Origin of the sequence: Methylobacillus arboreus, assembly GCF_020532725.1 — a bacterium.
Lineage (GTDB): Bacteria > Pseudomonadota > Gammaproteobacteria > Burkholderiales > Methylophilaceae > Methylobacillus > Methylobacillus arboreus.
Genome location: NZ_JAJAVC010000006.1, coordinates 1 through 16,315, shown reverse-complemented (window position 1 = coordinate 16,315; position 16,315 = coordinate 1). Strand labels below are relative to the sequence as shown.

At 55.2% G+C, this 16,315-nt stretch carries 17 protein-coding genes and 1 tRNA gene; 11 read left to right on the top strand and 7 right to left on the bottom strand.

All coding sequences use genetic code 11. The features are described from left to right. Positions 1-58: 58 nt before the first annotated feature. Genes LG198_RS06170 through LG198_RS06140 form a run of 7 tightly spaced genes read right to left on the bottom strand, consistent with a single transcriptional unit; the run spans position 59 to position 5,577 of the window. Complete coding sequence (locus tag LG198_RS06170) at positions 59-1,336, bottom strand: dihydroorotase (RefSeq protein ID WP_230342310.1); 1,278 nt, start codon at positions 1,334-1,336, stop codon at positions 59-61. Next, positions 1,333-2,286 carry an aspartate carbamoyltransferase catalytic subunit gene (locus LG198_RS06165; protein ID WP_230342309.1) on the bottom strand — a complete coding sequence of 318 codons (954 nt, stop codon included), beginning with the start codon at positions 2,284-2,286 and terminating at the stop codon, positions 1,333-1,335. Before LG198_RS06165 ends, LG198_RS06170 begins: the two co-directional genes overlap by 4 nt. After that, entirely contained in the window at positions 2,286-2,810 is a 525-nt protein-coding gene (gene pyrR / locus LG198_RS06160; protein WP_230342308.1) for a bifunctional pyr operon transcriptional regulator/uracil phosphoribosyltransferase PyrR, read from the bottom strand. Before pyrR ends, LG198_RS06165 begins: the two co-directional genes overlap by 1 nt. Continuing rightward, positions 2,807-3,253 carry a Holliday junction resolvase RuvX gene (gene ruvX, locus LG198_RS06155; RefSeq protein WP_230342307.1) on the bottom strand — a complete coding sequence of 149 codons (447 nt, stop codon included), beginning with the start codon at positions 3,251-3,253 and terminating at the stop codon, positions 2,807-2,809. Before ruvX ends, pyrR begins: the two co-directional genes overlap by 4 nt. Continuing rightward, positions 3,246-3,815, bottom strand: coding sequence for a YqgE/AlgH family protein (locus tag LG198_RS06150; protein WP_230342306.1), 570 nt, complete (start codon positions 3,813-3,815; stop codon positions 3,246-3,248). The genes ruvX and LG198_RS06150 overlap by 8 nt, the downstream gene beginning before the upstream one ends. A 40-nt stretch (positions 3,816-3,855) precedes the next feature. Beyond that, entirely contained in the window at positions 3,856-4,941 is a 1,086-nt protein-coding gene (ribBA, locus tag LG198_RS06145) for a bifunctional 3,4-dihydroxy-2-butanone-4-phosphate synthase/GTP cyclohydrolase II (RefSeq protein WP_230342305.1), read from the bottom strand. Positions 4,942-4,977: 36 nt separating this feature from the next. Continuing rightward, positions 4,978-5,577 carry a riboflavin synthase gene (locus tag LG198_RS06140; RefSeq protein ID WP_230342304.1) on the bottom strand — a complete coding sequence of 200 codons (600 nt, stop codon included), beginning with the start codon at positions 5,575-5,577 and terminating at the stop codon, positions 4,978-4,980. A 290-nt stretch (positions 5,578-5,867) separates the two neighbouring features. Between LG198_RS06140 and LG198_RS06135 the strand changes: the two genes are divergently transcribed. The 11 genes from LG198_RS06135 to LG198_RS06085 all read left to right on the top strand — a co-directional run bounded on the left by LG198_RS06135 (position 5,868) and on the right by LG198_RS06085 (position 16,154). Next, on the top strand, positions 5,868-6,635 hold the full coding sequence (locus tag LG198_RS06135; RefSeq protein WP_230342303.1) for a PEP-CTERM sorting domain-containing protein: 768 nt from the start codon (positions 5,868-5,870) through the stop codon (positions 6,633-6,635). Positions 6,636-6,744: 109 nt separating this feature from the next. Continuing rightward, positions 6,745-8,010: a lipoprotein-releasing ABC transporter permease subunit gene (locus LG198_RS06130; protein ID WP_230342302.1), complete on the top strand. Its 1,266-nt coding sequence runs from the start codon at positions 6,745-6,747 to the stop codon at positions 8,008-8,010. Continuing rightward, positions 8,003-8,680, top strand: coding sequence for a lipoprotein-releasing ABC transporter ATP-binding protein LolD (gene lolD, locus LG198_RS06125; protein WP_230342301.1), 678 nt, complete (start codon positions 8,003-8,005; stop codon positions 8,678-8,680). The genes LG198_RS06130 and lolD overlap by 8 nt, the downstream gene beginning before the upstream one ends. Before the next feature lie 14 nt (positions 8,681-8,694). Beyond that, positions 8,695-11,103 (top strand): DNA internalization-related competence protein ComEC/Rec2, encoded by a 2,409-nt coding sequence (locus LG198_RS06120; protein WP_230342300.1) that lies wholly within the window; start codon positions 8,695-8,697, stop codon positions 11,101-11,103. A 37-nt stretch (positions 11,104-11,140) separates the two neighbouring features. Beyond that, complete coding sequence (locus tag LG198_RS06115; protein WP_230342299.1) at positions 11,141-11,755, top strand: MotA/TolQ/ExbB proton channel family protein; 615 nt, start codon at positions 11,141-11,143, stop codon at positions 11,753-11,755. Continuing rightward, positions 11,752-12,174 (top strand): ExbD/TolR family protein, encoded by a 423-nt coding sequence (locus LG198_RS06110; protein WP_230342298.1) that lies wholly within the window; start codon positions 11,752-11,754, stop codon positions 12,172-12,174. Before LG198_RS06115 ends, LG198_RS06110 begins: the two co-directional genes overlap by 4 nt. A gap of 19 nt (positions 12,175-12,193) precedes the next feature. Beyond that, a complete protein-coding gene (msbA, locus tag LG198_RS06105; protein ID WP_230342297.1) occupies positions 12,194-13,945 on the top strand; it encodes a lipid A export permease/ATP-binding protein MsbA in 1,752 nt (583 codons plus the stop codon). Positions 13,946-13,957: 12 nt separating this feature from the next. Next, positions 13,958-14,965 (top strand): tetraacyldisaccharide 4'-kinase, encoded by a 1,008-nt coding sequence (lpxK, locus tag LG198_RS06100; protein WP_230342296.1) that lies wholly within the window; start codon positions 13,958-13,960, stop codon positions 14,963-14,965. 3 nt (positions 14,966-14,968) lie between these two features. Further along, positions 14,969-15,151, top strand: a complete 183-nt coding sequence (locus LG198_RS06095) for a Trm112 family protein (protein WP_230342295.1) — start codon at positions 14,969-14,971, stop codon at positions 15,149-15,151. Continuing rightward, positions 15,151-15,924, top strand: coding sequence for a 3-deoxy-manno-octulosonate cytidylyltransferase (kdsB, locus tag LG198_RS06090; RefSeq protein WP_230342294.1), 774 nt, complete (start codon positions 15,151-15,153; stop codon positions 15,922-15,924). The genes LG198_RS06095 and kdsB overlap by 1 nt, the downstream gene beginning before the upstream one ends. A gap of 153 nt (positions 15,925-16,077) precedes the next feature. After that, a tRNA-Met gene (locus tag LG198_RS06085) sits at positions 16,078-16,154 on the top strand. The last annotated feature ends 161 nt before the right edge of the window (positions 16,155-16,315 follow it).

Below are 16,315 nucleotides of genomic sequence, written 5' to 3'. Positions count from 1 at the left end.
AATCCTTGCTGGACGAGCCTCAGGCCCTCTGCAAATCATTTACAGAGGGCCTGGACATCTAGCCGCTGTAGGCAATCTGGCCGTTGACCAGGGTGTAACGCACCTTGCCTGCCAGTTCCAGTCCGTTGAACGGGGTGTTCTTGCCCTGGCTTAACAGGTTGGCTGCTTTCACTTTCCAGTATTGCTGCGGGTCGAAGATGCAGACGTCTGCCTGCGCATCCAGGCCCAGGTGCCCTTGGCTGATGCCCAGGCTGGCCGCGGGTACGCTGGTGATGCGCGTCAGCGCTTCGGCCAGCGGTACTTTCTGTTCTTCTGCCCACTTCAGGGTAAGCGGCAGCAGCAGTTCCAGCCCGGTGGCGCCTGCTTCCGCTTCAGCAAACGGCATGAGCTTGGCATCTTCATCCACGGGGGCATGGTCCGAACATACGAGGTCAATGGTGCCATCTGCCAAGCCTTGGCGCAGGGCATCGCGGTCGCGCTGGCTGCGCAACGGCGGACGCAAGTGGCAGTTGGTATCGAAGAAGCCGATATCGTGCTCGGTGAGGTGCAGGTGGTTGGCGCTGACATCGCAACTGATCTTCAGGCCTTTCTGCTTGGCTTCGCGCACCATGGTCACGCCTTCGGCACTGGAAAGGCGGCACAGGTGGACCCTGGCGCCGGTTTCGCGCGCGATGTGGATGATGGTGGCCAATGCCAGGGTTTCAGCCGCGACCGGGATGGTCTTGAGGCCTAGGCGTGCAGCTACCTCGCCATCATGCGCCACACCGCTCTGGGATAGGTAAGGTTCCTGCGGGCGCAGCCATACGGTAAAGCCGAAGGTGGCAGCATATTGCATGGCGCGCCATAACACTTGAGTGTCAACAATGGCCTGGTCAGCCTGGGTGAAGCCGACGCAGCCTGCGTCGGTGAGCTCGTTCATTTCCGTGAGCTGCTTGCCTGCAAGCTGGCGCGTGAGCGCGCCCAGTGGATATACGTTGCTCAGGTGCAGTTGCTCGGCGCGATGCTTGAGCATTTCAACCAGGCCGGATTCATCCAGCACCGGATCGGTATCGGGCGGACAGGCGAGACTGGTGATGCCGCCCGCGACGGCAGCATGCAGTTCGCTTTTCAGTGTCGCCTTGTATTCATTGCCGGGTTCGCGCAGGCGTGCTGAAACATCCACCAGGCCAGGGCAGACAACCAGTCCGGTTGCGTCTATGACCTGGTCGGCAGCAAAGCCGTCTGGAGCATTGCCTATGCCTGCAATCCTGCCATTACTGATGTAGATATCCTGGATGGCATCAATATTGTGTTTGGGGTCGATCAGCCGCCCCTGCTTGATCTCGACGATGTTCATTCGGAGTTTCCTGCAAGTATGCTCATGACCGCCATGCGTACGGCGATGCCGTAGGTGACCTGGGGCAGGATGACGGATTGCTTGCCATCGGCAACGGCCGAGTCGATTTCCACGCCGCGGTTCATTGGTCCCGGGTGCATGACGATGGCATCAGGTTTCGCCAGCGCCAGCTTTTCCTGCGTGAGGCCATAACACTTGAAATACTCTTGGGCGCTAGGCAGCAGGGCGCCATTCATGCGCTCGTTCTGCAGGCGCAGCATCATGATCACATCCACGTCCTTCAGGCCTTCATTCATGTCGTGGTAAACCTGCACGCCCAGTTTTTCCACATGCTGCGGCAGCAAGGTCTTGGGCGCGATCACGCGCACTTCAGGTATGCCCAGCGTGGTAAGCGCGTGGATTTCGGAGCGTGCGACGCGAGAGTGCAGCACATCGCCCACCAGGGCCACGCGCAGGTTGTGCATTTCCGGCTTGTAGCGGCGGATGGTGAACACATCGAGCAAGCCCTGGGTCGGATGGGCATGGCGGCCGTCGCCTGCATTGATCACGTGGATATGCGGGGCGACATGCTGCGCAATGAAATGGGCCGCGCCGGATTCAGCATGGCGCACGACAAACATGTCGGCATGCATGGCGGTGAGGTTGTCCACGGTATCGAGTATGGTCTCGCCCTTGGATTGTGAGGAAGTGCCGACATTCAGCGTGATGACGTCCGCCGAAAGGCGCTTGGCTGCGATTTCGAATGTCGTCCGGGTGCGCGTGCTGTTCTCGAAGAAAATGTTACAGACGGTCTTGCCGCGCAGCAAAGGCACTTTCTTGACTTCGCGCTCGGCCACGCCGACGAAGGATTCGGCGGTATCCAGTATCTGGTTGAGGATGGCGCGTGGCAATCCCTCGGTGGTGAGCAGGTGCTTGAGCTTGCCGTCTTTGGTAAGTTGGGGGTTATGCATCAGGCATGCGCCTCCAGGGTGAATTGGAGTTGGTTGTTTTCATCACGGGATAATTGCAGTTTTTGTTGCGGCGGGATTTCCAGTTCCAGCGCTGCTACCTGCGGGCAGATCGGCAGTTCGCGCCCGCCGCGGTCCACCAGCACGGCCAGGCTGATGCTGGCTGGCCTGCCGTAGTCGAACAGTTCGTTCATGGCCGCGCGTATGGTGCGACCAGTATAGAACACATCATCGAGCAGGATGATGTGCTGTTCTTCAACGTCGAATGGAATCTGCGACGGGCGTGTTTCGGCGTGCAGGCCGCGCTGGTTGTAGTCATCGCGATAGAACGAGCTGTCGAGCATGCCTAGCACCAGCGAGTAATCAGGGTGGGATTGTTGCAGCGAGGGAAACAAACGTTCGGCAATCCAGGCGCCGCCGCTGTGGATGCCGACAATGGCGGTTTTTGGCTGGATGAATGGGGCAAGTTTCTGTTCCAGAATCAGGAGCAGGTCTTCTGCATTAGGTAATTGCGGGTTCAATGTCATGAGGCAAGTCCATCAAAGTAGGATTGCAGGATATGCTGTGCGGCTACTTGGTCCAGCATGGGTTTCTGCTTGCGGCCGGTAATGCCGCTTTCCCTGAGCGCCTGGCTGGCCTCTGCGGAGCTCAGGCGCTCATCGACCAGTTTTACCGGCAGGTTGAAGCGGCCTTCAAGGCGGCGTGCAAATTTGCGGCAAAGCTGGGTCAGCGTATGCTCGTCGCCATTGAGGTAGCTTGGCAGGCCAACCACCAAGGCAACCGGTTGCCACTCGGCAATCAGCTCGGCAATGGTAGAAAAACGCTTGTCATTGGCTTCTTCGTCAATGGTAATGAGCGGGTGGGCAATGCCGAGCAAGTGCTCGCCAATCGCGACGCCTATGCGCTTTTCGCCAAAGTCGAATCCGAGCACGCAGCCTAGGGTCGGTTGGCTGGGCGCGGCCTCAGGCATGCCCGGCTTCCTCGGCAAAGCGGGCGAAATCCAGGCCCAGCAATGCCATTGTGGCTTGTACCTTTTCTTCTGCGGGCAAGCCGAACAGCACATGGTCGCGTTGTTCTGGCGTGGCTTCTACCGTCAGCCAGGCATTCTGGGCAATCTCTTGTTCCAGCTGGCCTGCTGACCAGCCTGCATACCCCAGGCTGATAAAGAAGTTGCTGGGAATATGTCCTTCGGCAACCGCTTGCAGAATATCCTTGGAAGTGGTGAGGCCTGTATTTTCGTCGATGTTGAGCGTGGAGTCCCAGTCTTCCAGCGGCTGGTGCAGGACGAATCCACGATCAAGCTGTACCGGGCCGCCGAAATAGACCGGTCGGTCTGTCAGTTCGCTGGAAAGCGGCAGGTTCAATTGCTTGAACAATGCCTGTAGCTTCATATCGATAGGGCGGTTGATGACGATGCCCATGGCGCCATCAGTATTATGTTCGCAGACGAAAGTGACCGACTTTGCGAAATAGGGATCGGTCATGGCGGGCATGGCAACCAGAAACTGACCAGTGAGATTAACGTTTTCCACGTGGCTATTATCTCATATAACCATGGCTTGAATCAGCCGCTCAGGGTGTTTCAACGTATCCGGTGATTTCCAGGCCGAAGCCGACAATGCTCGGCATTTTGCGTGGCGCGGCCAGCAGTTTCATTTTCTTCACGCCCAGATCCAGCAGAATTTGCGAGCCTATGCCGTAATTGCGCAGGTCCTGGCGGATGCGGACCGGTTCATCGGCAAACTTGATACGCTCCACCAGGTCCTCGGCATTTTCACCATTGTGCAGCAATACGACAACGCCGGCTTGCGCCTCCTGAATCTTCTTCATGGCCTGCAAGGTGTTCCATGAATGTGAGCGGCTACTTTCATCAATGAGGTCGAACACGGAAAGTGGTTCATGGACGCGCACCAGCACTTCCTGATCGGGGCTGATGTTCCCTTTGACCAATGCCAGATGGGTTCGCTTGGCAATAGTATCGGCATAGGCAATCAGACGCATGGGGCCATAAGGGGTGATGACATCGCGTTCTGCGGCGCGCTTGACCAGGCATTCGTTCTCGTTGCGATACTGGATCAGGTCGGCGATGGTGCCGATCTTGAGATGATGTTGCTTGGCAAATTCAATGAGGTCAGGCAGGCGGGCCATGCTGCCATCCTCCTTGAGTATCTCGCAAATGACAGAAGCGGGAGTGAGGCCTGCCAGGGCAGAGAGGTCGCATCCAGCCTCAGTATGGCCTGCACGCACCAGCACGCCGCCGTTTTGCGCGGCAACCGGGAAGATGTGGCCAGGGCTGACAATGTCGGTCGGCTTGGCATTCGGTGCTACTGCTGCTTGTATGGTTCTGGCGCGGTCGCCGGCAGATATGCCGGTAGTGACGCCGGTGGCGGCTTCGATTGAAACCGTGAAATTGGTGCCCATGCCGCTGCCATTTCTCTCCACCATGGCGGGCAGGTCTAGCTGCCTGCAACGTTCTTCAGTCAATGTCAGGCAAATCAGGCCGCGCCCATGTTTTGCCATGAAGTTGATATGTTCGGCAGTGGTGAACTGTGCGGCAAGGACAAGGTCGCCTTCGTTCTCGCGGTCTTCTTCGTCAACGAGGATCACCATGCGCCCTTGGCGCATTTCTTCAATGATTTCTGTGGTCGGGCTGATCATGATTTATAAGGGGTGAGTTTGCAGAATGCCAGAGGTTCAGGCAGGTATATTGCTCCATTGCGTCATGCGGTCCACATAACGGGCAATGAGATCAACTTCAAGATTGACGCGGCTGCCTACGCCCAGGCTGTTCAATGTAGTGACTTCCACAGTGTGCGGGATGAGGTTGACGCTGAAATCATCGCCATCCACGCTGTTCACCGTGAGGCTGACACCATCAATGGTGACGGAGCCTTTTACCGCAATGTAGCGTGACAAGCTATTTGGGGCGCGCACAACGAGCAACATGCTTTCGCCAACTGGCTCAAAGCGAATGGCCTGGCCCACGCCATCAACATGCCCGCTGACCAGGTGGCCGCCCAGGCGGTCAGAAAGTCGCAGTGCTTTTTCCAGATTGACTTCGCGCAGGGTATCCAGTCCAACCGTACATGACAGGGTTTCCTTGGAGACATCTGCCTCGAATGATCTTGATCCCAATGTAATCACGGTCAGGCAGACACCATTGACGGCAATGCTGTCGCCAATGGCGACATCCTGCAGGTCAAGATCGCCTGTATCAATGACAAGCCTGGCGTCATCGCCATGGGGCGTGATGGAACTGATATGGCCCTGGGCCTGAATAATGCCGGTAAACATGATGTGAATTCTAGCAGACGTAGGAAGGACTTTGGCGGAATTTTGTTTGGAAGCTAAGCGCTTCCCTTGTTTTTAATCTGAATTGTAAAGTTTCAATATAATTAGATGGTTATTTTTGTGACAACGAGAATTAGTCCGATGGTACTAATTAGTCCAGACGTACTAAATGCAAAAAATGAAATCAACCTTATACTGCGTCCCAGTATCAAACGGGACAAATAAGTCCGTATCAATTTTCAAGAAGACTGTTTGTCGATTGCAGTAAAGTAAAAATTAGAGAAGGGGCTGTAATGTTGAATTTCAAGGGGACAATTGTAAGCGCACTGCTGATTGGTGCATCCATCATTAGTCAGTCTGCATTGGCGACACCATCTGCCGGTATTGAGGCCACGCTGACCGGGTATGAGTTTTCCAGCAAGAAAAACGTGGTTGACGTCAACGTCGACCTGAAGGGTTCAGGTTTATTCGGCTGGTGGGGCGGTGTATCGGGTGATGTTGCCGCAGGTGCATATTCCGGTACTTGGAGCAATGGTGATTCTTTTGCCGCCTTCTGCGTCGAGTTGACGCAAAACTTCAGAACATTTGGCAAATCTGCCGTCTATACCGAAGGTACTTTCAGTTCCACGGTAGAAAGCAACCTGACCAATCTGGCCAACAAGTACTATTCCTTTGTCGATGACGCAATTTCCTCAGCTGCCTTCCAGGTGGCCGTTTGGGAAATCGTCAGTGAAAAGTCGGACAACCTTAACCTGGATAAAGGCAAGTTTGAAGCTGATCCAGTATGGAACGGCTTCTTGTGGTTTGGCAGCTACGATGCAGAATCCAAGGCGGCTATTTCGCTTGCCAAGACATGGCTCTCTGGCGTCAACGATGACAGTATTCTGGCTACTGGCGACTACAGCCTGACCTATCTGAAGAACAAGAACTACCAAGACTTGGTTGTCTTTACTTCTATTGCGGCAGTGCCTGAGCCAGCGACATACGGCATGCTGCTGTTGGGCATGGGGGTCGTGGCATTGGTTGCACGCCGTCGCCGTGGCGAGAGCATCCGCTTCTAAGCGGCGCTTGTTATAAACAAAAGCCCTTCCAGTTGTTGGAAGGGCTTTTTTATTGGCTTGCAACCGTGGTCGGTGCTGTACATGAGGCTCTTTCACGCTAGAATGCGGCATGGCATTTTTCAAACAACTTCCCTTTGAGCTTTTTGTCGGCTTGCGCTACACGCGGGCCAAAAGGCGCAATCACTTTATTTCCTTTATTTCGCTGACCAGCATGGTCGGCATCGGCCTGGGCGTGGCGGCATTGATCGTCGTGCTCTCGGTCATGAACGGTTTCCAGGATGAACTGCGCAACCGTATTCTCGGCGTGGCTTCGCACCTGCAGATTACCGGGCCGAACAATACGCTGGAGGACTGGCAAGGCCTGTTGCAGAAGGTCGATGGCGCGCCGCATGTGCAGGATGGTGCCCCGTATGTTATGGCGCAAGGCATGCTCTCCTTTGGACAAGCGGTGCAGGGCGCAATTATCCGCGGCGTATTGCCCGGCCTCGAAGACAAGGTGGCCGAACTTGGCCACCATATGCGCGCAGGAAAACTGGCTGACCTCAAGCCGGGCGAGTTTGGCGTGGTGTTGGGTTCCGAGCTGGCCCAGTCGCTGGGCGTGGTGCTGGGTGACAAGGTAGTGCTGATGGCGCCCCAGGGCCAATTCACGCCCACGGGCGTAGTGCCGCGCATCAAGCAGTTCAAGGTGGTCGGCTTGTTCGAGATCGGCATGTTTGAATACGATTCCGGGCTGGCCTTGATTCATATCGATGATGCTGCCAAGCTTTACCGCATGGGTGACAGCGTCTCCGGCGTGCGGCTCAAGCTTGATGACCTGTTCGATGCCCCGGCTGTAGCGCGCCAACTGGGGCAGCGCCTGATGGGCGCTGGCAACTATTACATCAGTGACTGGACACAGCAGCATGCCAATTTCTTCCGCGCCATCCAGATGGAAAAACGCGTGATGTTCATCATACTGGCGCTGATTGTGGCGGTGGCGGCATTCAATATTGTCTCCACACTGGTCATGGCGGTGACGGACAAGCGTGCCGACATTGCCATCATGCGCACCTTTGGCGCCAGCCCGCGCAGCATCATGCAGATTTTCATCGTGCAAGGGGCTCTGATCGGCGTGATCGGCACTGTGGTTGGCGCATTCTTCGGTGTCCTGATCGCATTGAATATCGACACCATCGTGCCATTTATCGAACGTATCTTGGGTACACAGTTTCTTGCCAAGGATGTGTATTACATCAGTGACCTGCCATCCAAACTGCTGTGGTCGGACGTGGCCGTGATCGTGGTGCTGTCTTTTGTCTTGAGCCTGCTGGCTACCCTTTACCCAAGCTGGCGTGCGGCCAGGGTCAACCCGGCGGAGGCCTTGCGTTATGAGTAACCCGACCATTCTGCAATGCACGGATTTGCAGAAAACCTATACCGGCCTTGACGTTGCAGTGCTCAATGGCATCAGCCTGCAGGTAGATGCAGGTGAGCAGATTGCGATTGTCGGGACGTCGGGTTCGGGCAAGAGCACTTTGCTGCACTTGCTCGGCGGCCTGGACGAGCCAAGCGCTGGCAGCGTCAATGTGATGGGCAAGCCGCTTGCGGCATTGAATGAAACGCAGCGTGGCGAATTGCGCAATCAGGCGCTGGGGTTTGTCTATCAGTTCCACCATTTGCTCCCGGAATTTACTGCGCTGGAAAACGTGGCCTTGCCGTTGATGATACGCCGCTTGTCGCGTACCGAGGCGCTGGCGCGCGCGCAGGAAGTGCTGGCGAAGGTAGGGCTTGGCCACAGGCTGGAACATATGCCGGGTGAGCTTTCCGGCGGCGAGCGTCAGCGTGCCGCCGTGGCGCGGGCGCTAGTGACCAGTCCGCGTTGCGTGCTGGCGGACGAGCCGACCGGTAACCTTGACCGGCATACGGCCCAGGGGGTATTCGATCTCTTGTTGGAGCTGAATCGTGATCAGGGTGTGAGCCTGGTGGTGGTGACGCACGACCTAGAGCTGGCAGCCCGCATGCAGCGGCAATACCGCCTTGAAGACGGCAGGCTGAATCCCGCCTGATTGGGTGATCGGCGATGCCCATTTTTGCACTGTCATTTGTAGCCGGTGCCTGGGCGTTGCAACAATTGCCGGGATTGCCCACCCTATCCTGGGCGTGGGGCTTGCTGCCTTTGTTTTTCCTTTCCTGGCGCTTGCGTCACCTGGATGTGATCAATCACCTGCTGCTCGGCTTGCTGGGCGCTGCGCTAGGGTTTAGCTGGGCGGCATGGCTGGCACATTCCCGCATGGCCGATGAGCTGCCGCATGCCTGGGAAGGCCGCGATATTCAAATCATCGGCGTGGTGGCAAGCCTGCCTGCCGCGCATGACCGTGGTGAGCGGTTTGATTTTGATGTCGAGCAGGTGCAAACACCCGGTGCGGTAGTTCCCAAAAGAATTTCCCTGATGCATTACCGGGGCGGCTTTGCCATGGGCGCTCCTTCATCTCCGGCGCGAGATGCCAGCCTGCCGATATTCCATGCCGGCGAACGTTGGCAATTGACGGTCCGGCTCAAACGTCCGCACAGCACATCCAATCCCCATGGCTATGATTTCGAGCTATGGATGCTGGAGCGTAACATCCGCGCCAGCGGCTATATCCGCAATAACCCTTCTCCTGTGCGGCTGGATGCCCAGGTGAACAGGCCCGGCTACTGGGTGGAGATGGTGCGGGAGGCGGTGAGCCAGCGCATGGCGCATGTCCTGCAGGACAAACCTTATGCCGGGGTATTGAAAGCGCTGGCGATTGGTGAGGATGATGCCATCAGCCAACAGGATTGGCAGGTGTTCCGCCGTACCGGGATCATTCACTTGGTCAGTATTTCCGGATTGCATATCACCATGCTGTCAGGGATTGTCTATGCCCTCGTGGTTGGCATCTGGCGCAGGATTCCCGGCTGGGTGCTTTATTTGCCCGCACGCAAGGTCGGGCTGCTTGCCGGAGTGCTGACGGCGGTTGCCTATTCGCTGGTAGCGGGTTTTTCCGTGCCGACGCAACGTACTTTATATATGTTATCCGTGTTTGCCCTGGCATTCTGGTCAGGACGGCGCGTGTCCATAGGCCGGGTATTGCTGCTGGCCTTGCTGATCGTGGTAATGATCGATCCTTGGGCAGTGCTCGCAGCCGGGTTCTGGCTCTCTTTCGGTGCCGTTGCACTGATCGCCTATGTGATGGGCGGCCGCCTGCAAAGGCCACATTGGCTACGGGACGCGATTCTGACACAGTGGGCGGTGACGGTTGGCCTGATGCCTGCCTTACTACTGTTGTTCGGGCAGTTTTCCTTGATTTCTCCATTTGCCAACGCCTTTGCCATTCCCTTGGTGAGCCTGGTGATTGTTCCATTGACATTGCTTGGCAGTTTTCTGCCCCTGGATTCCTTGTTATGGCTGGCGCATTGGATCATGCAGTTCGCCATGGATATCCTGGTATGGCTGAGCAATTTGCCTTCCGCGGTATGGCAGCAGCATGCGCCATCAGTGCTGGCCATGTTGTTGGCAGCTGTGGGCGTGGCCTGCCTGTTGCTGCCCAGGGGCATTCCCTTGCGCTGGCTTGGGTTGGTGGGGCTGTTGCCGCTTTTTCTCGAGGTTCCGCCAGCACCAGCGAATGGGGATATGCGCGTTGCGGTCCTGGACGTGGGGCAGGGGCTGGCCGTCGTGGTAAGGACGGAAACGCATGTGTTGGTATACGATACCGGCCCAAAGTTCTCGAGCGAAAGCGATAGTGGTAGCCGGGTGATTGTGCCTTACCTGCACGGCGAAGGGGTAAAGCGCCTGCATGGCGTGGTGGTGAGCCATGATGACCTTGACCATACTGGAGGCCTTGATTCTGTTCTGTCTGCCATCCCGGTGGACTGGTTGCTCAGTTCATTGCCGGCTGATAAACCCGAACTTGCCAATCTGCAGCATTTGCCATGCCAGGCAGGCCAGCAATGGCATTGGGATGGGATTGATTTTGACATGCTATATCCTGCCAATGCGGCCACGTTCCCGGCTGGTGTCAAAACCAATAACCGCAGTTGCGTGCTGCGCGTCCGCAGTGCGGGTGGCACACTATTACTGCCCGGAGATATTGAGCGTTCCGCCGAGGCCGACTTGCTGGATGCAACATCACAGAATATCGCCACTGACGTGCTGGTGGCGCCGCATCATGGTAGCAAGACTTCTTCCACCCTTAGTTTTGTTGAGGCCGCAAAACCGCAAGCGGTTATTTTCACAGTGGGCTATCGCAACCGCTTCCGGCATCCGCGGCAGGAGGTTCTGGCGCAGTATGATGCCATCGGTGCCAAGCGGTATCGTTCGGATCATGATGGTGCTGTGATTCTGGATTTCAAACGAGACAGTGGAATTGCGGCAACCCGCTGGCGCGAAAAGTCGCGACGGTACTGGTATGACATGCCTGCCGGTTTTACACCGGCTTCCCTTGCTGAAACCGGCGGCGCACGATAAAGTAACGCCACTTTACAGAACATCTTAGGGGCACTTTGTGTGGGAAATCATTAAAGCGGCAGGATGGCCGATCTGGCCGCTGATCTTTGCTTCAATCGTAGCAGTTGCCATTATTATCGAGCGCCTGATCGCCTTGCGCGAGCAGCAGATCGTGCCTAAGACCTTGTTGCCCGAGGTGCAGAACTGGCTGGGCCAGGGGCGTGCCGGGGTGACGCCGGAAGCTTTGTCCAGGCTGGAAAAGCACTCCTTGCTGGGTACCGTGTTTGCCAGTGCGCTCAAGAACCTTGGCGCACCGCGTGATGTGCTCAAGGAGGCGGTTGAGGAGTCTGGTCGTGCAGTCGCGCACAAGCTGGAAAAATACCTGACTACCCTGGGCACGATTGCCACTGTTAGCCCATTACTGGGTTTGCTGGGCACCGTGATCGGGATGGTGGAACTGTTTGGCGCCTTTACCGCGACAGGTCATGACGTAGCGCAGTTTGCGCGCGGCATTTCCGTGGCGCTGTACAATACGGCCGGTGGCATTGTGGTAGCTGTGCCGGCCATGATTTTCTATCGTTACTTCCGCGGCAAGATTGACGGCTTCATCGTCGAGATGGAGCAGGAAGCAGTCAAGCTGGTTGAAATTATCCACGGCGAGCGCAAGGAATGAATTTCCAACGAGGCAAAAAGCACGAAGATCTGGAAATGAATCTCGTGCCATTGATCGATGTGTTGCTGGTGATCATCATCTTCTTGGTAGTGAGTGCGACTTTTTCACGTGTCACGGAATTGCAGATTAACCTGCCTACCGCTGAAGCTGAAACACCACAGGACAAGCCTTTGGTGATCAATGTGGGGGTGGATGAATCCGGCCATTATGTGATCAACAACAAGGATGTTGCGGATGATTCTGTTGCAGGGATTGCCGATGCCTTGAAAAAGGCTGTGGGCGATGGTAAGGATCCTACTATTATCATCAGCGCAGATGCCAAGAGCAGCCACCAGTCGGTGGTCAATGTGATGGAAGCATCGCGTCAGGCGGGATATAGCCAGATTACCTTTGCAACACAGGCACGTTCCGGTTCTTGAATTTTAAAAAGTATTAACAATGTCCAATGATGCACTTGGGAAGGCAACCGCCTCCGTGCAAAGTGCGCGGGTTTTATACCTGCGCCTTCTCAAATATGCAACCCGCTACTGGTTTGTATTCCTGATCAGCGTCATCGCGCTGGTGACTTTCTCCGCAACCAACACAGGCTTTCTCGCCACCATCAAAATGGTGACCGACGAAGGGTTCGTCAATCAGGATTCGTCCAAGCTACACCTGCTGCCATTCATGTTGTTTGGCTTGCTGGCAATTCGTGCATTGGCCGGATTTGTCTCGAACTTCGCCATGCGCTGGGTGGCCCGGCGTGTGGTGGAAAATCTGCGCCAGGATACTTTTCGTCGCTTGATGAGCTTGCCGGTCAGTTTCTTTGATGCCATATCGGCTGGGGTGATTACATCCAAGCTCACTTATGACACTGAGCAGATGGCTGGCGCAGCCACCAAGGTGGCGATGAGCGCCGTGCGCGATACCTTGACTATTGTTGGCATGGTTGCCTACATGCTTTACCTAGATTGGCAATTAACCCTGATTTTTGCTGTGGTGGCCCCTGCCATGGCTTGGTACCTCAAGAGCATGACTCCCAGGCTGCGCAGCTCTGGCAAGGCGGTGCAGCAAACCATGGGTGAGATGACCCAGGTGATTGAAGAAGCGGTTTCCGGCCAGCGCATGGTGAAGATTTTTGGCGGCGGCGATTATGAATACCAGCGTTTTGCCAAGGTGGCAGGCAAGAACCGCCATATGCAAATCCGCCTGGCGCGCTTTTCCGGCATGAACAGCATGGTGGTCGAGTTGCTGGCTGGCGTGGCCTTGGCTTTGGTGGTGTTTTATGCTGTTGGCAAGTTCAGCGCGGGGGAGTTTGCTGCATTTATCGGTGCTTTGCTCATGCTGATCGGGCCGGTTAAAACATTGACCAGCCTCAATGAAGAATTGCAGGTCGGCCTTGCAGCAGCACATAGCGTATTTGATCTCATCGACACTGTGCAGGAAGTCGATGAGGGTAAAGAGGAGATTGGACGCGCCAAAGGTGAAATCGTATTTGAGCACGTTACTCTGCAATATGCGGCTGCCAAACGTCCTGCCTTGAGTAATCTCAATTTCACCGTCAAGCCAGGGGAAAAGGTTGCCCTGGTTGGCCGCTCTGGTGGCGGTAAGACCACCTTGGTCAATCTGTTGCCGCGTTTCTATGAGGCGCAGCAGGGCAAGGTGCTCATCGATGGCGTGGATATCCGCAACCTGAGCCTCAAGAGCCTGCGTCAGCAGTTTTCCCTGGTGAGCCAGGACGTGATCCTCTTCAATGACACGGTATTCAACAATATTGCCTATGGCGTGCTGCGCAATTCCACTGAAGAAGAGGTGATTGCTGCAGCCAAGGCCGCGCATGCCTGGGATTTTATTCAACAACTACCCAATGGCCTCATGAGCGAGATTGGTGATCGCGGTGTGCGGCTCTCTGGCGGCCAGCGTCAACGGTTGGCAATTGCCCGCGCGATCCTCAAGAATGCTCCCATTTTGCTGCTGGACGAGGCGACGTCTGCCCTGGATACAGAGTCAGAACGCCATGTGCAGGCCGCATTGGATGAACTGATGCAAAATCGAACCTCAATTGTGATTGCTCACCGGCTCTCCACCATAGAAAACGCAGATCGTATTCTGGTCATGGAGCAAGGGCAGATTATCGAAGGAGGAAGTCATGAAGAGCTTCTGGCTCTGGGCGGACACTACGCCAAGCTTTACCAGAAACAGTTCCACTAGGAGCCCGGTGAGATGAACCAGCGATTCAGCCGGTGGCTGGAGCGCCAGTGGTACCGTCGTACCGCCTGGCAACTAGTGCTGCGGCCGTTTTCGTGGCTGTTTTGGATACTTATTGGCTTGCGCAGGCTGGCCTATCGGCTAGGGTTGTTTAAATCCCTGAAATTACCCGTTCCCATCATTATTGTCGGTAACATCAATGTCGGCGGTACTGGAAAGACACCATTCGTGATTTGGCTGGTACAGCAGTTACGGCAGAATGGCTGGTATCCAGGCATCATCAGCCGTGGCTATGGCGGCAATGTCATCCATACACATCAGGTGAGTAAGGATAGTCTGCCCCAGGATGTTGGCGATGAACCCGTCTTGCTGGCGCATCGCACTGGCGTTCCCTTGTATGTCGGTCGCAAGCGTACTCGCGCTGTCCGTCATCTGTTACGAGATTACCCAGAGTGCAACCTGATCATCAGTGATGATGGCCTGCAGCATTATGCGTTAGAACGCGATATCGAAATTGCTATCATTGATGGCGAGCGCATATTCGGCAATGGTCAATTGCTCCCGGCTGGGCCGTTGCGGGAAACCAGTTCACGTCTTGATGAAGTTGATGCGGTTGTTTTCAATAGCGGGCCGCCTGCGGCTGGGGGTTACCTCATGCAACTGGTGCCTGATAGCTTGCGGCAGTTGAGTAATCCTGAGACGCGCATGGAGTTATCCGAACTGATTGGTAGGCGTGTGCATGCGGTTGCAGGTATCGGTAACCCGCAGCGTTTCTTCGGGCAGCTAGAGAACATGGGCCTGATTGTTGAGGCTCACCCTTTCGCTGATCATCACGCGTATAGCGAGGCAGATTTTCAGTTCGCCAAGGATGAGATTGTGCTCATGACCGAAAAGGATGCCGTCAAGTGCACATCTTTTGCACGTGAAAATTGGTGGTTCATGCCCATTGCTGCAGAAATCGACCGTGCACTCGCAGAGAAAATACTGGCGCGTCTCACGCGACTCATAGAAAAGGAAGATTGATCCATGGATGCGAAACTACTTGAAATCTTGGTATGCCCCATTTGCAAGGGGCCGCTGCATTACAAAAAACCAGAGCAGGAATTGATTTGCAAGCCATGCCGTCTTGCTTATTCGATTAATGATGGCATTCCTGTCATGCTGGAAGAAGAAGCGCGCAAACTGCCGGCAGAGGAAGAGGTCGAGTAATGACCTTCAAGGTTGTGATTCCTGCCCGTTATGCCAGTAGTCGCTTGCCAGGCAAGCCATTGCTTGATATCGCCGGAAAGCCGATGGTGGTTCGGGTAGTTGAACAGGCGGTTGCTAGCGGCGCAACAGAAGTGGTTGTCGCCACAGACCATGAACGTATTCGCGATGCTGTCGCAGCTTATGGCTATGACGTTGTCATGACCCGCCCTGACCATGCTTCGGGTACGGATCGCATTGCCGAAGTTGTGCAAAAGCAGGGTTGGAGCGACAATGCCATTGTCGTCAATGTGCAGGGGGATGAGCCTCTTATTGATCCCAGATTGATTGAAGAAGTCGCGAATAACCTTTCCACACACATAGAAGCTGCAATGGCGACTGCGTGTCATGCGCTGCATGACACGCCTTCTATTCTTAATCCTAATATCGTCAAAGTTGTATTAGATCACCAGGGGCATGCACTATATTTCAGTCGTGCTCCCATTCCTTACCCAAGGGATGCATTTGCTGCCAATCAGGATATACCTACAAATATGCCCATCTATCGGCATATCGGTATTTATGCTTATCGCGCCGGGTTTTTGCGGGCATATGCAGCACTGACCCCTTCGGCGATTGAGCATTTTGAATCGTTGGAACAATTACGCGTGCTTTGGCACGGTTATAAAATCAGTGTGGAAATTACAGAAAAAGCGCCTGCGGCAGGCGTGGATACTGAAGCGGATCTAGCTTACGTCCGCTCTGTCGTGATCAATCACGAAAATAAACCACTTTGAGCGGTTTTGATAAGTGATTGATTGAAATTGTGAACTGCGCGAATTGAGTCGGCTTTCTATAATTAATCGCCCAAAAGGCGTTGACACAGAAGTTTCAGATTTGCTATAGTTTCACCTCTCGACGCAACGTAAATAACGAAGCGGCGAATCGGACGCGGGGTGGAGCAGTCTGGCAGCTCGTCGGGCTCATAACCCGAAGGTCACAGGTTCAAATCCTGTCCCCGCAACCAAATATAAATTTTACAGAATGTAGTTGACGAAAATATTCTGATCTGTAAAATGCGCGGCTCGCTAGAGGATGGTGGTGTTAGCGAAGTTGGTGTTGAGTTGATTGTAAAATAAATTCGAAACTAGCTTGACCGGAATGAAGAGGTCTGTATAATGCGCCCCT

Excerpts from the sequence above, each read along its gene's own strand:
- LG198_RS06170 (WP_230342310.1), bottom strand. The coding sequence starts at position 1,336 with ATGAACATCGTCGAGATCAAGCAGGGGCGGCTGATCGACCCCAAACAC.
- ruvX (WP_230342307.1), bottom strand. The coding sequence starts at position 3,253 with ATGCCTGAGGCCGCGCCCAGCCAACCGACCCTAGGCTGCGTGCTCGGA.
- LG198_RS06110 (WP_230342298.1), top strand. The coding sequence starts at position 11,752 with ATGAATTTCCAACGAGGCAAAAAGCACGAAGATCTGGAAATGAATCTC.
- LG198_RS06165 (WP_230342309.1), bottom strand. The coding sequence starts at position 2,286 with ATGCATAACCCCCAACTTACCAAAGACGGCAAGCTCAAGCACCTGCTC.
- LG198_RS06135 (WP_230342303.1), top strand. The coding sequence starts at position 5,868 with ATGTTGAATTTCAAGGGGACAATTGTAAGCGCACTGCTGATTGGTGCA.
- LG198_RS06120 (WP_230342300.1), top strand. The coding sequence starts at position 8,695 with ATGCCCATTTTTGCACTGTCATTTGTAGCCGGTGCCTGGGCGTTGCAA.
- lolD (WP_230342301.1), top strand. The coding sequence starts at position 8,003 with ATGAGTAACCCGACCATTCTGCAATGCACGGATTTGCAGAAAACCTAT.
- pyrR (WP_230342308.1), bottom strand. The coding sequence starts at position 2,810 with ATGACATTGAACCCGCAATTACCTAATGCAGAAGACCTGCTCCTGATT.
- ribBA (WP_230342305.1), bottom strand. The coding sequence starts at position 4,941 with ATGATCAGCCCGACCACAGAAATCATTGAAGAAATGCGCCAAGGGCGC.
- kdsB (WP_230342294.1), top strand. The coding sequence starts at position 15,151 with ATGACCTTCAAGGTTGTGATTCCTGCCCGTTATGCCAGTAGTCGCTTG.
- msbA (WP_230342297.1), top strand. The coding sequence starts at position 12,194 with ATGTCCAATGATGCACTTGGGAAGGCAACCGCCTCCGTGCAAAGTGCG.
- LG198_RS06095 (WP_230342295.1), top strand. The coding sequence starts at position 14,969 with ATGGATGCGAAACTACTTGAAATCTTGGTATGCCCCATTTGCAAGGGG.
- lpxK (WP_230342296.1), top strand. The coding sequence starts at position 13,958 with ATGAACCAGCGATTCAGCCGGTGGCTGGAGCGCCAGTGGTACCGTCGT.
- LG198_RS06130 (WP_230342302.1), top strand. The coding sequence starts at position 6,745 with ATGGCATTTTTCAAACAACTTCCCTTTGAGCTTTTTGTCGGCTTGCGC.
- LG198_RS06140 (WP_230342304.1), bottom strand. The coding sequence starts at position 5,577 with ATGTTTACCGGCATTATTCAGGCCCAGGGCCATATCAGTTCCATCACG.